Here is a 16,059-nt window from a genome sequence, read left to right as displayed (position 1 = left end):
GGTTAATTATATCCGTATATATATAGGTTATAATAGATTTTCTATGGTTTTTACGTTATAATTAAGAGTAAATTATTTTAGGAGGAATATACACATGAAAGGTAATGAACTGCGTCAAGCATACTTGCAGTTCTTTGAAAGCAAAGGACATTTAAAATTAGATAGTTTTTCTCTTATCCCAGAAAACGATCCGTCTCTATTATTGATCGGGGCAGGTATGGCGCCATTAAAGCCTTTCTTTACAGGTAAATTGGTACCTCCTTGTCATCGTATTACGACAAGCCAAAAATGTATGCGTACTGGTGACCTTGAAAATGTAGGCCGCACAGCACGTCACCATACATTCTTTGAAATGCTTGGTAACTTCTCTTTTGGTGATTACTTCAAAAAAGATGCTATTCACTGGGCATGGGAATTTTTAACAGAAGTTATTAAACTCGATAAAAACAGATTATATGTCACTGTATATCCAGATGACCAAGAAGCATATGATACATGGCATAACGATTGTGGTGTAGAAGAAAGCCACATTACACGCCTTGAAGATAATTTCTGGGAAATCGGTGAAGGCCCTTGTGGACCAGATAGTGAAATTTTCTTTGACCAAGGTCCTGAACATGGTTGTGACGATCCTAACTGTGCACCAGGTTGTGATTGTGACCGTTACCTTGAAATTTGGAACCTCGTGTTCACTCAATTCAATAAAATGCCAGATGGTTCTTATGAGCCATTACAACATAAAAATATCGATACTGGTGCCGGTCTTGAACGATTGGCTTCCGTATTGCAACATTGCAAAACAAACTTTGAAACTGATTTGATTTTCCCAATCATAGAAGCTACTGCAAAACGCGCTGGTGTTAAGTATAACGAAGATCCAAATACAGATGTTTCTTTGAAAGTTATCGCTGACCATGCTCGTGCTGTAACTGCGTTGATTTCCGATGGTGTGTTGCCATCCAATGAAGGCCGCGGTTATGTATTGCGTCGTATCTTGCGCCGTGCCGTACGTCATGGCCGTTTGCTTGGTATCGAAGGTTTATTCTTAACACCACTTATCGATGTAGTTGTAGATATTCTTGGCCCTGGTATCAAATCCATTGCTGAAAAACAAGACTTCGTTAAACGTGTCGTTCAAAACGAAGAAGAACGTTTCAACCAAACATTGGAACAAGGCCTTGAATTATTGAATTCCTTGATCGATACATTGGCTGCCGAAAAAGCAACCGTCGTTCCTGGCACAGAAGTATTCAAACTATATGATACATATGGATTCCCTTGGGAATTAACAGAAGAAATCGCATCCGAACGCGGTTTTACAATCGACCATGAAGGTTTTGACGCTGCCATGAAAGAACAACGTGAACGCGCTCGTGAAGCTCGCGTAAAAGAAGATGCAAAGGTAGCTACACCAGATATTACATTCTTAAAAGACGAAGAACTTGTAGAAAATGAAGCGGAAACTGCATCCTCTGTATTGATGCTTGGTAAAGGCTCTGAACGTTTACAAACCGCTGTTGATGGCGATGAAATCACTGTTATCGTACGCACTACACCATTCCATGCAGAAGGGGGCGGTCAATTAGGCGATACAGGCTTCATCGTTGGACCTATGGGCAAGGTAGAGGTTCATAATACAAAACGCTTACCAGAAGGTACTGTATATCACATTGGTACTGTTGTAGAAGGTTCCATCTCCGAAGGCGATGACGTAACACTTGAAGTAGATACAGCTCGTCGTGCAGCGATGGCTCGTAACCATACGGCAACTCACTTGTTGCATGCTGCATTAAAACGCGTACTTGGAGAACATGTTAACCAAGCAGGTTCTTTGGTAACACCAGATTACTTGCGTTTCGACTTCACACATTTCTCTCCTGTAACACAAGAGGAACTGGATCAAATCGAAGCTCTTGTAAACGAAGAAATTCTTAAGGCCACAGATCTTGCTATTGCTGAAATGTCTATGGACGAAGCAAAAGCAAAAGGTGCTATGGCACTCTTTGGTGATAAATATGGCGACGTAGTTCGCGTAGTAGAGGTTCCTGGCTTCTCCGTTGAATTGTGCGGCGGTTCTCATGTAGGCAATACAGCTTTCATCAGTTCCTTCCGTTTAACATCTGAATCCGGTATCGGTTCTGGTGTACGTCGTATCGAAGCGATTACAGGTCGTGCCGCTCTCGATGCAGCAAAACATGATCGTTTGACTATCGAACGCATGGCTAGTGAATTAAAAACTAAACCTGCCCAAGTAGAAGAACGTTTGCACCAAGTATTGGCAGAGGCTAAAGAAACAGCTAAAGAATTAGACCAAATTCGCAAAGAGCTTTCTGCTGCAGGTGCTGCTGATATCGTAGCTGGTAAGGTTATGATTGGCGATGTAGCATTTGTTGCTGCGTCTGTGAAAGCATCCTCTATTGATGAATTGCGTGATTTCGCTGATATGGGCCTTGATAAATTAGATGGTTCTGGCGTAGTACTCGTAGGTGCCGCTATGGGCGATGACAAGGTAAACTTTGTATGTAAAGTTTCCAAAGATGTCGTCGGTAAAGGCGTAAAAGCTGGTAATATCGTTAAAGCAGCAGCTCAAGTAGCTGGTGGTAATGGTGGTGGTCGTCCAGATATGGCGCAAGCAGGCGGTAAAGAACCAGCTAAATTGATGGATGCCTTAAAAGCAGCTGGCGAAGCTGTTAAAGAAGCTCTTAACGCATAATACGTTCTATAGGTATATCTTGCATATGCTATAATAGAAACATACAATACATATATGTGGGCCACGTACGTGGCCCATTCATACAAAGGAGGGATACCCATGAAGGTTTCAGATGAAACTATGTTATTCCGTAAAGTAGACGATGAACCGATGACTGCCGAAGAGGTATTGACTCGCGTTTATAAATCTATTCAAGAAAAAGGATATAATCCTATCAATCAAATCTTAGGTTATCTTATCTCTGGGGATCCAGCGTACATTACAAGCTATAATAATGCACGTAGTGATATTCGCCGTTTAGAACGGGATGATTTAATCGAAGAATTATTAAAAGAATACGCAAAGGCTAAACAACTATAATGAGAATTATGGCATTGGACGTGGGTAGTCGCACCATTGGCATCGCATGTAGTGATGCGCTATTGATGACTGCTCAAGGTATAGAAACGATTCGTCGTACATCCTTAGAAAATGACTTTAACCGATTGCGTGAATTGATTTCAGAATACGAAGTGCATGAACTCGTAGTGGGCATGCCGAAGAATATGAACGGCACCAAGGGTGAGCGCGCTGAAAAAACGGAAGAATTTGTCGAAAAAATGAAGGCTGTCATCGACTTGCCTGTTACATTTTGGGATGAACGTTTATCTACCGTTATGGCCGAACGTCAACTCATCGCAGCTGATGTGAGTCGTAAAAAACGAAAGGGCGTCATCGATAAAATGGCTGCTGTCGTTATTTTACAAGGCTATTTAGACCGACTACAATTTAGTAAATCTTAATTCGCATAGATATCTAATGCGAATATCATACAGGTTCTTATATACATAATAAAGGAGGGAATACCCATGGTTGATCAAAATTACGAAGGTGAAATTTTCTATCTCGAATTTGAAGACGAAGATGGTAACAAACAATATTTTACAGAAGATGTAATCTTGAATCATGAAGGTCAAGAATACGCTGTACTTGTTCATGTACAAGATGAAGAACATGAAGGTCAAGATGATACATATATGATTTTGGCTCGCATCGAAACAAACGATGAAGGCGAAGAGGAATATGTTCCATTAGATGAAGATGATGAAAACTTCGAAGTATTGGTAAATATGTACGAAGCAATGGGTGAAGAAGAGTAATTTCTAAGCCCTCATAGACTCTAGTATAACGGTTGTTATACTAGGGTCTTTTTTGTGGTTCTATAATAAATGTTGGGGTGACACCACTACGGTGTCACTTCCAACATTATTTTTTTTGCAAAAAAAATAAGCATACAAGACTCACATACTTTACAATAAAAGTGTCAAAGTCCTAAAGAAAGGATGTGAGCTTATATGCCTACTACTGATTATACTGAATTTTTACATAATGTAAAACAAGAGTTTATTACAAACAGCTACGAATTGGACGGAACATTTATTTTTGACATAGAATTACCGGTAACACAACATATTTGCCCAAAATGCGGAGAAACTACAGAGCGTATTAAAGATTACCGCATACGTACGGTAAAATTTGGAAAAGTACAACGAGGACTATTAATTGGAAAATACAGACAACGTCGATATATTTGCCCTCATTGTAAGCATTCTTTTGCCGAGAATAATCCATTTGTACGAAAATATATGCAACTCAGTATAACCAATATTAAAATGCTATTTGATAAACTTACTGAAAGTTTAACCTATACTGCTATTGCTAACGAGTGTGATACATCTATTACTACAGTATTACGCTATTGCTCTATGATTACTATACCTAAGCCTAGAACACTACCTACTGTTATTGGTATTGATGAATTCAAAGGAAATGCAGAAGGCTATCAATACCAAGTCAATTTAACCAATCCAGATACACATGAAATATTAGATATTTTACCGAAACGTGATACGCAAGCATTAATCCGCTATTTTGCATCATTTAAACATAAAGATCGAGTACAAGTTAAGTTTATTGTAATGGATATGTCCATACAGTTTAAACGCATCATGGAGGCGCTATTTCCACATGCGCATATTATCTGTGATAGATACCATGTGTGTCGACTTGTGGATTGGTCGGTAGAGCGAGTGAGAAAGCGTGAGCAACATAAACTGGCTGCTTATTCACGTATGTTAAAACAGAATCGACGTGTGCTAATGAAACATCCAGATCATTTAACGGAAGCTGAGCACATCAAACTCTGTGAAATACTTCGAATATCTGAAGATATACGGAAAGCATATGCTTTAAAACTATCTTTCAGAAAAATCTTTTCAACCTATGGTAAACAAGGAATAGCTGCACATTTAACCCATTGGTTAGAATTAGTAAAAGCATCTGGTTTGAAAGAATTTAATAACTTCTTTACATCATTTCCTGCATGGATGACTCAATTAACTAATGCATTCTTACTCCCATATTCTAATGGATACACAGAAGGAACTAACAACAAGATTAAGGTATTAAAACGAATAAGCTATGGGCTTCGCCACTTTGGTAGATTTAGAGTACGTATTCTACTTTTGAGCAAAAAGAATGGCACCAACCATACATATGATTGGTGCCAAACAAGACTCGTAGGGTGAACACCCCAACATTTGACAGAGAGCCTTTTTTGTAATTGTAATCTCTTGTGTACTAATTGACTCATGGTTATTTGGTATGATAGATAATATAAAAGAAGAGATACATCGAAAGCCTTTAATATGGTATAATAAGATGATATACAATGGTTTGTAATAGAAAGGAACTCATCCATGAGAAAAGCCTTAAAATATGTTTCCGTAGGTGTTCTTAGCCTTGCGATTTTAGGTGGTGGTGCTTTAGGTGCATCCTATTTTGTACCAAATACCTTTAACGATAACGGAGGATCTCAAGTCCTCGTAATAGGCAAGGATGCAACAGGAACAGAAATTGCCGATATGCTCTATGAACATGGACTAATTCGGTCTACACAGGTATTTAAATTATGGTTAGCTCTTAGTGGAACCGGTTCAAAATTACAATCTGGTCACTACCAAATTCCAAATAAGGTATCGGTCCATGAATTAATTAACTTATTACAAGAGGGTCACGTTGAGTCCATTAAATTAACGATTCCTGAAGGGTATACTGTAGGGGATATCGCCATTGCTCTTGAAAAAGCTCAAATTATGAAAGCTTCCGATTTCTTGGCAGAGGCGAAAACATTCGTCCCATACCCATATATGAAGGGTACTAAACCGACTACATATCCTGTAGAAGGTTTCCTTTTCCCAAGCACTTATGAAGTGCCAGTTGGTGCTACGCCAAAGGATGTCATTTTGATGATGTCTGAGCAAATGAATCGCTATTTAACACCAGCTGTTAAAAAACAAATTCAAGCACAACACATGAGTATTCATGATTTTGTAACCTTAGCATCCATCGTTGAACGTGAATCATTATATGATGCGGATCGCCCAACTATTGCGGGTGTATTTAAGAAACGCTTAGCACATGGTATTCCATTGCAATCTGATGCAACTATTTCTTATGTTCTTGGTTATGCAAAGGAAAATGTAACGCTTGGAGATACGCAGTTACAAAGTCCTTACAATACATATGTAAGTAAAGGTTTGCCACCAGGACCGATTGCAAACCCAGGTAAAAAGGCATTAGATGCGGTACTTCATTCTGAAGATACAGATTATCTATACTTTGTAGCAGATAAAGATGGTCATAATCATTTCTCCAAAACATATGCTGAGCATTTGGCTGAGGTTGAAAAAATTTATGGTGCTGAACAAGCGAGTGCAGGCTCTTCTAATCAAGGTCAGGCTCCTGCATTGGCACAAGCTGGTCCTAACTATGACGTGGCGGCTACATCCGAACCTGATTATAACTATAGCTCTGCAGAGGCTGTAGCAGCAGATTCTCAATATGTAGATGTAGAACCAACATATACATATACACCGACAACTGTACCGGCAGCAACTCAAGTAACGCCAGCGCCAGCAGCACCGGCAGCGACTGAACAACCGGCTACAACATCATCGCCTAGCCAAATACCGGAAAGTATGCAACAAGTAATTCCACAGCAATCGGCACCGGCCCAATCGGCACCTGCAGTGGAAGAACCTCGTGTGATTAGACCTAGCACACAAACGGCACCTGCCTCTGGTAATACTCGCGGCGGTGTTGATAGATAATCAGCGTATCTAGATACTGTAAACTATTATATTATATTAGCTTGTCATATACGCACAGTAATTTGTGCGTATATGATTACTTTCATAGTCAAATATATAGCGGGAATTTATAATACATTTTATGGAATTAAATGAGATATTAAATGAGCAGCGTATTTACGCGATGATTAATAATGTACCAATCCTTCGGGAATCTGAGGTGCATTTATTTGAAGAATTGATTGGATTATACCGGCCCACCTCTGTGTTAGAGGTGGGCACCGCCATTGGTTACTCTACATTACTGATGGCACCTCTTATTGAACGAGGCGGAAAAATCACATCTATTGAATTGGATGAGGTTCGCCATGAGATGGCGAAATACTATATAGGTCAATCTGAGTATAAGGATCAAATTACGTTGATAAAAGGTGATGCGAAGGACGTATTAACTCAAATTAAAGGTGAATATGATCTCGTATTTCTCGATGGGCCTAAGGGACAATATCTTAATCAGCTAGAGGTCATATTGCCTCATGTGAAAGAAGGCGGCGTCATCCTTGCTGATAATGTTCTCTTTAGAGGCTATGTGCGTGGCGACAAAGAGGCTCCGCATCGATTCAAAACTATTGTTAAGCGATTACAAGCGTATTTAGCATATGTAGAAAATAAAGAATTATTTAACACCACCATTTACCCGATGGGAGATGGCATGAGTGTAAGTGTGTGGAAAGGACACAACAAATAATGGCAGATCATTTTATGGAATTGCTTTGTCCAGCAGGTAATATGGACAAATTAAAAATGGCTATTCGCTATGGTGCGGATGCCGTTTATTGTGCAGGTAAACGATTTGGTTTGCGTGCAGGTAACTCCAATTTTTCCGACGAAGAATTGAAGGAAGCCGTTCAATTCGTACATGAACATGGTAAGAAAATCCACGTTACATGTAATATCATTCCTCATAATGAGGACTTTGAAGGCCTTGAGGACTATTTGAAATTTCTTGAAAGTATCGGTGTTGATGCGATTATCGTGGCGGACATGGGTATCTTTAGCTTGGCTAAACGCGTAGCACCAGGCCTTGAACTTCATGTAAGTACACAAGCATCCACAACGAACTGGCATACTGTGCAAATGTGGAAAGAGCTTGGCGCAGCGCGCGTTGTAGCGGCTCGCGAAGTATCTGTAGCAGATCTTAAAGAGATGAAGGAACATGTAGATATCGAAATCGAATCCTTCGTACATGGCTCCATGTGTATTTCTTATTCTGGCCGTTGCCTATTGTCTAACTACATGACAGGAACACGCGATGCTAACCGCGGTCAATGCTCTCAATCTTGTCGTTGGAAATACAGCATTGTAGAATCCAATCGCCCTGGCGAATATTACCCTATCGAAGAAGATGAACATGGCACATACATCTTTAACTCCAAGGATTTATGCCTCATTCATCGCATTCCTGAATTGTACGAAGCGGGCATTGACAGTCTTAAAATCGAAGGCCGCATGAAATCCGTTCACTATTGTGCAACGGTAGCTAAGGTATACCGTACAGCTATCGATACCTATTTGAAAGAACGTGAAAACTGGTACGTTCGTCCAGAATGGATTGCTGAATTAGAAAAAATTTCCCACCGCCCTTACACAGATGGCTTTGCGAATGGTCGCCCTGATGAAAGCGCACAAAACTACGGGAAATCTACAAATACTCAATCCCATGATTTCATCGGTTTAGTGCTTGGCTATAACGATGAAGAAAAATATGTGGACCTTGAACAACGCAATAATTTCAAGGTAGGAGATAAGGTAGAATTTTGCCAACCTAAGGGTGAACTCGTAGAGGCTGTTATCGAAAAAATGACAGACGAAGATGGCAATCCTATCGACGTAGCACCTCATGCGCAAATGAAGGTTCGTTTGTATATGGATACAAAATTGGAACCATATTCCATGATGCGCCGCGAATGCAAGGTGAAAGCAGAGTAACATGGTAGATGAAAATACTATTGCAATGTCTGTACATGATGAAATGACATCTGATGAAGTGACACCTGATGAGACGATTCCGTTACGCGATAATCGAGAACCATTGATGCCGTCTCGTTCACTGTCAGGTTTTCCTGAACCGCCTTCGTATAGCGGTACAGGGGAGGAAGGATATTTGTACTTTCACATAGATCCAAAATATACAAATTATGTCAATCGCATCTTAGAAGGCTATGAATACGTAGGTGTTATGACTAGCCTAAACAAGTCGGGGCGCTGCATGGTGCGGTGTACACCGGATACGCGCAGTCTAGCTATCGAAATCCTATCGGGCTTGCCAGAGGTTACCTTAGAAATATAGTTCAATAACATCGATTAGAGAATTATCCAAATGTAGGAGAATAATAATGAAATTTAATGTATTAAAACGCGCATTAGTCTTAACAGCACTTGGTGCCTCTATGGCAACCGCTGCTTTTGCAGCGCCAAATGGTCCTGTCATGATTCCTCAACCAGGTACGGTTGTTGTGATTAACCATAATCCAGATGTAACATTTGCTGGCAATATTAACTTTGATGTTGAAAGCCAAGAAAACAATAATTTGAAAATTGGTTCTACTGTTGTACCAAATGTATTATATGGTGCCGTATTCAATAAGTCCGGTGCTCCTGATACAATTGTGCCAGCACAAACCTATGTATTTACAGGTGCCAAAGAAGTGCCTGCTGCGTTGACATCTCCTAGCGATGAAGGCAAACCAGGTGCAACTTGGTCTGTGGAAACTATTAAGAAAACTAAATCTGGCGATATTCAAGTAGCTAGCCGTGGTGTACCGGAAAAACCATTGGGCGTGCAAATGGAAATCATTAAAGATACTTTCACAATGGGCGCTATCGACAATAGTAAAACCGTACAAGGCCAAAACAGCAAGGGTACATTGTACATGACCGTGCCTAAGGATTTAAAACTCAATCCTAGTAACGACATTCCTGCAGATGTTCGTGAAACAATGCCAGCTATGCTTCGTGGCCGCATGGGCGAATCCATGATGGTTAACCTATTGCCATTGAACGATGAAGAAAAACAACAACTTCGCAACAACCCGCATAATGCGAATGCTATCGTATTTAACCGTGCTATGGGAATGGCGAGCAGCATCGGCAATTCTGCTAAACAAAGCAAAGTATATACATACATGAAAGACCATTACCTCAACATGATTATTGTTGCAAAAGATTACGACGATAATGGTGCTCGTGGTAGCGGCGTCTTGATGGTATCTAAACAAGACAATTCCGATGACGTAATGTTGATCCTATTCAAGGGTCCAGACATTACAAACTCTAAAATTGAAAAAGTAATTGGATCCATGCTATCTGCGCACTTTGAACGTAAATAGATAGTTCTTGGAAATACTACAGGCCTGTACTAATTTTGGAAAGATGTGTATTCGTATCTTTAGAAATAGAACAGGCCTGTACTAATTTTAGGAAGATGTGTATGCGTGCCTTTAGGAATAGAACAGGCCTGTACTAATTTTAGGAAGATGTGTATGCGTGTCTTTAGAAATAGAACAGGCCTGTACTAATTTTAGGAAGATGTGTATGCGTATCTTTAGAAATAGAACAGGCCTGTACTAATTTTTAGAGAGATGTGTATGCGTGTCTTTAGGAATAGAACAGGCCTGTTCTATTTTTTAGGAGGTACTTATATAGTTGAAATTTTTTAGGACCTATGATAAGATATCTTAGTAAAAGTGATGCAAAGGACATGATTCTCATATCCCTGTGTACCAGAGAGAGGCAGATGCTGGAAATGCCTTACACATATATTTGAGTTACCCCCTTTAAACTGATTTGTCGAACCTAAGTAGGCAAATACGGCCGCCACCGTTATCGGGCTTAATGAAGTGAATGAACTGTATCCTTGTGATGCGGTGAATTAACTAGGGTGGAACCGCGAATGATCTTCGTCCCTTGTTTTGTAGGGATAGGGGGTCTTTTTTTATTACAAAAATCCAGTCTATCCTAGATAATAAATTGGAGGAAATTAAAATGGCAGATGTAAAAATCATTTTACCTGATGGTAGTGCAAAGGAATACGCTGCTGGCACTACTCTTGGGGAAGCAGTAAAAAAATTGTCTAATAGTTTGGCTAAAAAAGTATTAGCTGCTAACGTAAACGGTGAATTAACAGACCTTCGCGAAGAACTCGTAGATGGTTCTGAAGTAGCTTTCTTAACATTTGAAGAAGATGGCGGTAAACATACTTTACGTCACACAGCTTCTCATGTTATGGCACAAGCAGTTAAACGCTTATGGCCAGAAGCAAAATTGGCTATCGGTCCTGCTATCGATAAAGGTTTCTACTACGATATCGATATGGAACATACTTTGACTCCTGAAGATTTGACTAAAATCGAAAAGGAAATGAGCCGTATTGTAAAAGAAAACTTGCCTATCACTAAATCTGTAATGTCTCGTCAAGAAGCTATCGAGTTCTTCAAATCTAAAAACGAAGATTACAAGGTAGAATTGATCGAAGACCTTCCTGAAGATGCTGTGATTTCTTGCTATGCACAAGGCGATTTTGTTGACCTTTGTGCAGGCCCTCACGTTGCATCTACTGGTAAGGTGAAAGCTTTCAAATTACAAAGCATTGCAGGTGCATACTGGCGTGGCGATGAAAAGAACAAAATGTTACAACGTATTTACGGTACAGCATTTGAAAAGAAAGAAGAACTTGATGCATACCTTCATATGCTTGAAGAAGCGGCTAAACGCGACCATCGTAAACTCGGTAAAGAACTTGGTTTGTTCGTTATCAAAGAAGAAGGTCCTGGCTTCCCATTCTTCTTGCCAAAAGGTATGGCTCTTCGCAACGAATTGGAAAACTTCTGGCGCGAAGTACATCATGATTTCGAATATGATGAAATCCGCACACCAATCATCTTGAATAAACAATTGTGGGAAACATCTGGTCACTGGGATCATTACCGTGAAAATATGTATACTACAATCATTGATGACGAAGAATATGCAATTAAACCTATGAACTGCCCAGGCGGTATCTTGGTTTACCAAAACGAAATGCATTCCTACCGTGACTTGCCACTTCGTTATGCAGAACTTGGCCTAGTTCACCGTCATGAATTGTCCGGCGCATTACACGGCTTGTTCCGCGTTCGTGCTTTCACACAAGACGATGCGCACGTATTTATGTTGCCTGAACAAATGCAATCCGAATTAATGAAAGTTATCGAATTGTTCGACCGTATCTATAGCCAATTTGGTTTGAAATACCATGTTGAATTGTCTACTAAACCAGACAATGCAATGGGTGATGATGCAATTTGGGAAGCAGCTACAGAAGCATTGCGTAACGCTATCGAAGCAAAAGGCATTGATTATGTTATCAATCCTGGCGACGGCGCGTTCTATGGTCCTAAACTCGATTACCATATCGAAGATTCCTTGGGCCGTACATGGCAATGTGGTACTATCCAATTGGATATGAACTTGCCTGAACGCTTTAACGTAGAATACATTGGTGAAGATGGTCAAAAACATCGTACTATCATGATTCACCGTGCATGCTTCGGTTCCATGGAACGTTTTATCGGTATCTTGACTGAACACTATGCTGGTGCATTCCCAACTTGGATGGCGCCTGTTCAAGTGAAAGTATTACCTATCTCCGAAAAACACGTGGAATACGCTAACCAATTGGCAAAACAAATGCGCCATGACTACGTTCGCGTAGAAGTAGACGACCGCAGCGAAAAAATTGGTTACAAAATTCGCCAAGCACAAATGGAAAAAGTTCCTTACATGCTCGTTGTTGGTGATAAAGAAATGGAAGAGAATTCCGTTAACGTACGTAAACACGGTGGCGACGAATTAGGTACAGTTCCATTCGATGAATTCTTCAACTCCATTAAAATTGAAATTAAAGAACGCAACTAATTATATAATTGTTGATATATCTGATTGTTTATCTATCATTTTTTGATGGATTTAACGATATTTGGTCAATAATAATTTAGTATAAAAAATCCTCTTATATACTGGACAGTTATCTTTAGATTTTATAATCTAATAGTAGCAGTTCATATATAAGGGGATTTTTCTTTCATTATAGTAGCGGGAGAAATTATAATGAACATCTTATTATGATTAGGTGGTGACCTTGTGTGGAGAAGTCAAGTTTAGCTTCAATTTTGCAACGTAAAAAAAACAAAAATCTTACGCTCGCCCATCGTCAATTATGGGGGATGATTGACTTGGTTTATAAAGATTTCTATGATAAAGAATCTAAAATCTATGATGCTGGCAATGTAACACGTGAAGAATTTTCTATTATTAAACATGTATATAAAACTAGGCATGTAGTAAATTATACGGAAATCAAAGCCTTGTTAAATAACAAACACCTTAGTCATGTGGGGTGGGTTATAAAAAATCTTGAGAAAAAAGGTTTAGTTACCACTGTAAAACATTGGAGCGACCAACGATCTCGGGATGTTATGCTAACAAAGAAAGGAATTCGTACCTATGAACGCATATCATCAACGCATAATAAGGTAATGGGGGCCTTGTTTTCTCAAATACCTAAAGAACAACGAGAACAAACAACAAGACTATTAATTCATATACATAATAGAATGGCAAAGAAACCTATAGCTAACTTTATTGATTCAGATTATATCCAATAAAAATAAATAGAACAGGCCTGTACTATTTTGGGGAAGGTGTGTATATGCGTCTCTAGAAAAAGAACAGGCCTGTTCTATTCTTAGGAAGGTGTATTAACGGTCCCAAGAAATGATACAGGCCTGTAGTATTTTAGGCTATCCCTATCCAGTGCCAGTATGTGAGTGCAAATACGAGCATCATTACATAGCCGATGATGGTCAAAGGAATACCTGTTGTCATAAATGTTTTTACGTCGAATGTGTCTGTACCGTAAGCCACCATACCTTGTGGTGAGTTTACTGGTAATACTAGACCAAAGCAGATGGCATATTGCATGATCATGGTTACGCCAATTGGATTGAGTCCTTCTGCATTATGACCTACAACGATGGAGATGACGATTGGTATCATCGCTGATGAAAGGGCGGTAGCAGAGGCAAATCCTAGATGGATTACGATGAGGAATGCAGCCATGATGGCAATCAACAAGAATACCGTAGCGGATTCTAAAGAGAATGCGTTAACGAATACTTGAGCGAGCCATGTGGCTGCTTTTGTTTTAAGTAAAACTGTACCGAGACCGATACCAGCACCAAACATAACGATGGAACCCCAGTCGATGTTTGGTTGTGCGAATTTCCAATCCATAATACCAATTTTAGGGAAGAAGAATAGGGCAATCGCTATGATTGTAGTAGTTGTAGTATCGATGGAATGTAATTTACCACCTGTAGCCCACAATGCGAGTAAACCGATGGAGATGCATAAGAGTTTCTTTTCATCGGTACTCATAGGACCAATTTCCTGACGCATCTTAGCGAGTTGAACATCGCCGCCGACGAGTTCTTTGAACTCTGGTTTAATTAATGCTTGTGTTAAGAAGTAGGCAATAATTACCATGATGATGGAAAATGGAGCGGCGGCAGTGAGCCAGTCAATCCAGCTAACAGATGTATTCATCTGTGTTTGCATAAATCCTACGGCCACAAGGTTTTGGGCGGCCGCCGTTTGAATCATGATGTTCCAGAATGTATCAGCCTGTACAGCGCCCACCATGAGAAGGGCCGCAACGCGGCTTTTACGTTCAATACCTAAGTTCTCAACGATACCGATGATAATCGGAGCGAGGCAGGCAATACGGGCCGTTGCACTTGGTACAAAGAAGGCGAGGATAAGGCCTGTAATAATAACGCCGAGATAAATGCGACTTACCTTGGTGCCGACGCTAGATAAAACGAGCATGGCGATGCGTCGGTCGAGGCCTGTTTTGCGCATGGCCACCGAGATAAACATGGCTGCACCAACAAGGATCATTGCAGGTGATGAAAAACCAGAAATGATGAGCTTTAATGCGTTGGCGGTGCCCATCATTTTAGCAGGGGCCTCAGGATTTGGTGAGAAACCGAGTAATAAGGCCGTAAGAGCGGTAATCATGGTCGCACTGACCGGATAGGATACAGCCGATGTCATCCATAAGATGATGGCAAAGGCGAGGACACCAATCATGCGATGGCCACCAGTGGATAATGTTTCAGGCGTTGGTAATAATAAAATGACGCCTAAAACAATAAATGCGAGAATAAGTCCGATATTTTGTGCTGTCGTACGACCCTTCGGAGGAGTCGCAGTATGCTGTGTTGTGTTAGTACTACTTACTGTACTCATAATAAACACTCCTTTCTGTAGCTATTATTATACAGTATTTCATAAATAAGTATGTGATAATATATAAGAATATTGTATACATACGAGGGTATCATTATAATTAAAATGAGATGTATGGACCTATACGAAATTCACAAACTTTGTTATACTATAGGAGTTGTAATAATAAATATATGGGAAAGTACAAGATTAGTGTTGACTTTCACCAGTCAATTTGTTATTATAATTAAGTAATTTATGAAGCAGAGGCCATCCGCCACTCACCTAATACCATGAAGTATGAGGTTACATATAGAGAACTCTATTCGGATGGTGTATGCCATCCGTTTTTTATTCTCTTGGAGGTGAAAGCTATTAGCAAGGATACACCACGCATTAATGAAGAGATTCGTGCTCGTGAACTTCGTGTCGTAGGTCCTGAAAACGAACAAATCGGTATTATGTCTGGCCGTGAGGCGTTGGCATTGGCTGAAGAAAAGCATCTTGATCTTGTGGAAATTGCGCCTAACGCTAAACCACCAGTAGCTCGCATTATGAACTACGGTAAATATCGTTATGAACAACAAAAACGCGAGAAAGAAGCGAAAAAGAAACAAAAAATCGTAACTTTAAAAGAAGTTAAGTTACGTCCACATATTGAAGACCATGACTTTTACGTAAAAATGAAAAACGCATCCAAATTCTTGGGTGAAGGTAACAAAGTAAAAGTAACTATCATGTTCCGCGGTCGTGAACTTTCTCACCCTGAACTTGGCATGGCAGTGTTGACACGTTTTGCTGAAGAACTCAAAGAAACGGCGTCTATTGAAAAAGCAGCTAAATTAGAAGGTCGTAATATGACCATGATTTTAGTAAGTAAATAGGATA

Annotated in this window: 14 protein-coding genes and 1 other annotated feature; of the genes, 13 read left to right on the top strand and 1 reads right to left on the bottom strand. The window is 39.9% G+C overall.

All coding sequences use genetic code 11. The features are described 5' to 3' along the window. The first annotated feature begins 94 nt into the window (after positions 1 to 94). The 12 genes from alaS to VIHSUH07_RS08800 all read left to right on the top strand — a co-directional run bounded on the left by alaS (position 95) and on the right by VIHSUH07_RS08800 (position 13,547). The gene (alaS, locus tag VIHSUH07_RS08855; RefSeq protein ID WP_105084669.1) at positions 95 to 2,713 is read left to right on the top strand and encodes an alanine--tRNA ligase; all 2,619 of its coding nucleotides are present in this window, start codon (positions 95 to 97) and stop codon (positions 2,711 to 2,713) included. Between the two features lie 99 nt (positions 2,714 to 2,812). Beyond that, positions 2,813 to 3,073, top strand: a complete 261-nt coding sequence (locus tag VIHSUH07_RS08850) for an IreB family regulatory phosphoprotein (protein ID WP_005376219.1) — start codon at positions 2,813 to 2,815, stop codon at positions 3,071 to 3,073. Continuing rightward, entirely contained in the window at positions 3,073 to 3,495 is a 423-nt protein-coding gene (gene ruvX, locus VIHSUH07_RS08845; protein WP_005380531.1) for a Holliday junction resolvase RuvX, read from the top strand. The genes VIHSUH07_RS08850 and ruvX overlap by 1 nt, the downstream gene beginning before the upstream one ends. Before the next feature lie 66 nt (positions 3,496 to 3,561). Continuing rightward, positions 3,562 to 3,852: a DUF1292 domain-containing protein gene (locus VIHSUH07_RS08840; protein WP_005376289.1), complete on the top strand. Its 291-nt coding sequence runs from the start codon at positions 3,562 to 3,564 to the stop codon at positions 3,850 to 3,852. 195 nt (positions 3,853 to 4,047) lie between these two features. After that, entirely contained in the window at positions 4,048 to 5,280 is a 1,233-nt protein-coding gene (locus VIHSUH07_RS08835; protein WP_105084668.1) for an ISL3 family transposase, read from the top strand. Positions 5,281 to 5,451: 171 nt separating this feature from the next. Continuing rightward, positions 5,452 to 6,864: an endolytic transglycosylase MltG gene (gene mltG, locus VIHSUH07_RS08830; RefSeq protein ID WP_105084667.1), complete on the top strand. Its 1,413-nt coding sequence runs from the start codon at positions 5,452 to 5,454 to the stop codon at positions 6,862 to 6,864. Positions 6,865 to 6,985: 121 nt separating this feature from the next. Then, positions 6,986 to 7,591, top strand: a complete 606-nt coding sequence (locus VIHSUH07_RS08825) for an O-methyltransferase (RefSeq protein WP_005382665.1) — start codon at positions 6,986 to 6,988, stop codon at positions 7,589 to 7,591. Next, complete coding sequence (locus VIHSUH07_RS08820) at positions 7,591 to 8,832, top strand: peptidase U32 family protein (RefSeq protein ID WP_105084666.1); 1,242 nt, start codon at positions 7,591 to 7,593, stop codon at positions 8,830 to 8,832. The genes VIHSUH07_RS08825 and VIHSUH07_RS08820 overlap by 1 nt, the downstream gene beginning before the upstream one ends. Position 8,833: 1 nt before the next feature. Further along, positions 8,834 to 9,193, top strand: coding sequence for a DUF4911 domain-containing protein (locus VIHSUH07_RS08815; RefSeq protein WP_105084665.1), 360 nt, complete (start codon positions 8,834 to 8,836; stop codon positions 9,191 to 9,193). A gap of 46 nt (positions 9,194 to 9,239) precedes the next feature. After that, entirely contained in the window at positions 9,240 to 10,232 is a 993-nt protein-coding gene (locus tag VIHSUH07_RS08810; protein ID WP_105084664.1) for a hypothetical protein, read from the top strand. Between the two features lie 351 nt (positions 10,233 to 10,583). After that, positions 10,584 to 10,813 (top strand) — a binding site (T-box leader). Positions 10,814 to 10,887: 74 nt separating this feature from the next. Continuing rightward, the gene (gene thrS / locus VIHSUH07_RS08805; RefSeq protein ID WP_105084663.1) at positions 10,888 to 12,798 is read left to right on the top strand and encodes a threonine--tRNA ligase; all 1,911 of its coding nucleotides are present in this window, start codon (positions 10,888 to 10,890) and stop codon (positions 12,796 to 12,798) included. A 227-nt stretch (positions 12,799 to 13,025) separates the two neighbouring features. Continuing rightward, on the top strand, positions 13,026 to 13,547 hold the full coding sequence (locus VIHSUH07_RS08800) for a winged helix DNA-binding protein (RefSeq protein ID WP_005380696.1): 522 nt from the start codon (positions 13,026 to 13,028) through the stop codon (positions 13,545 to 13,547). A 130-nt stretch (positions 13,548 to 13,677) separates the two neighbouring features. Here VIHSUH07_RS08800 and VIHSUH07_RS08795 read toward each other — a convergent pair whose 3' ends face one another. After that, positions 13,678 to 15,192, bottom strand: coding sequence for a DASS family sodium-coupled anion symporter (locus VIHSUH07_RS08795; RefSeq protein WP_105084662.1), 1,515 nt, complete (start codon positions 15,190 to 15,192; stop codon positions 13,678 to 13,680). A 344-nt stretch (positions 15,193 to 15,536) separates the two neighbouring features. Here VIHSUH07_RS08795 and infC point away from each other — a divergent pair, with 344 nt between their 5' ends. Next, a complete protein-coding gene (gene infC / locus VIHSUH07_RS08790; RefSeq protein ID WP_038123341.1) occupies positions 15,537 to 16,055 on the top strand; it encodes a translation initiation factor IF-3 in 519 nt (172 codons plus the stop codon). Positions 16,056 to 16,059 lie beyond the last annotated feature (4 nt).

This window comes from Veillonella sp. T34266-5, from assembly GCF_002959815.1.
GTDB classification, from domain to species: domain Bacteria; phylum Bacillota; class Negativicutes; order Veillonellales; family Veillonellaceae; genus Veillonella; species Veillonella atypica.
This window is presented reverse-complemented; position numbering and strand designations above follow the sequence as displayed.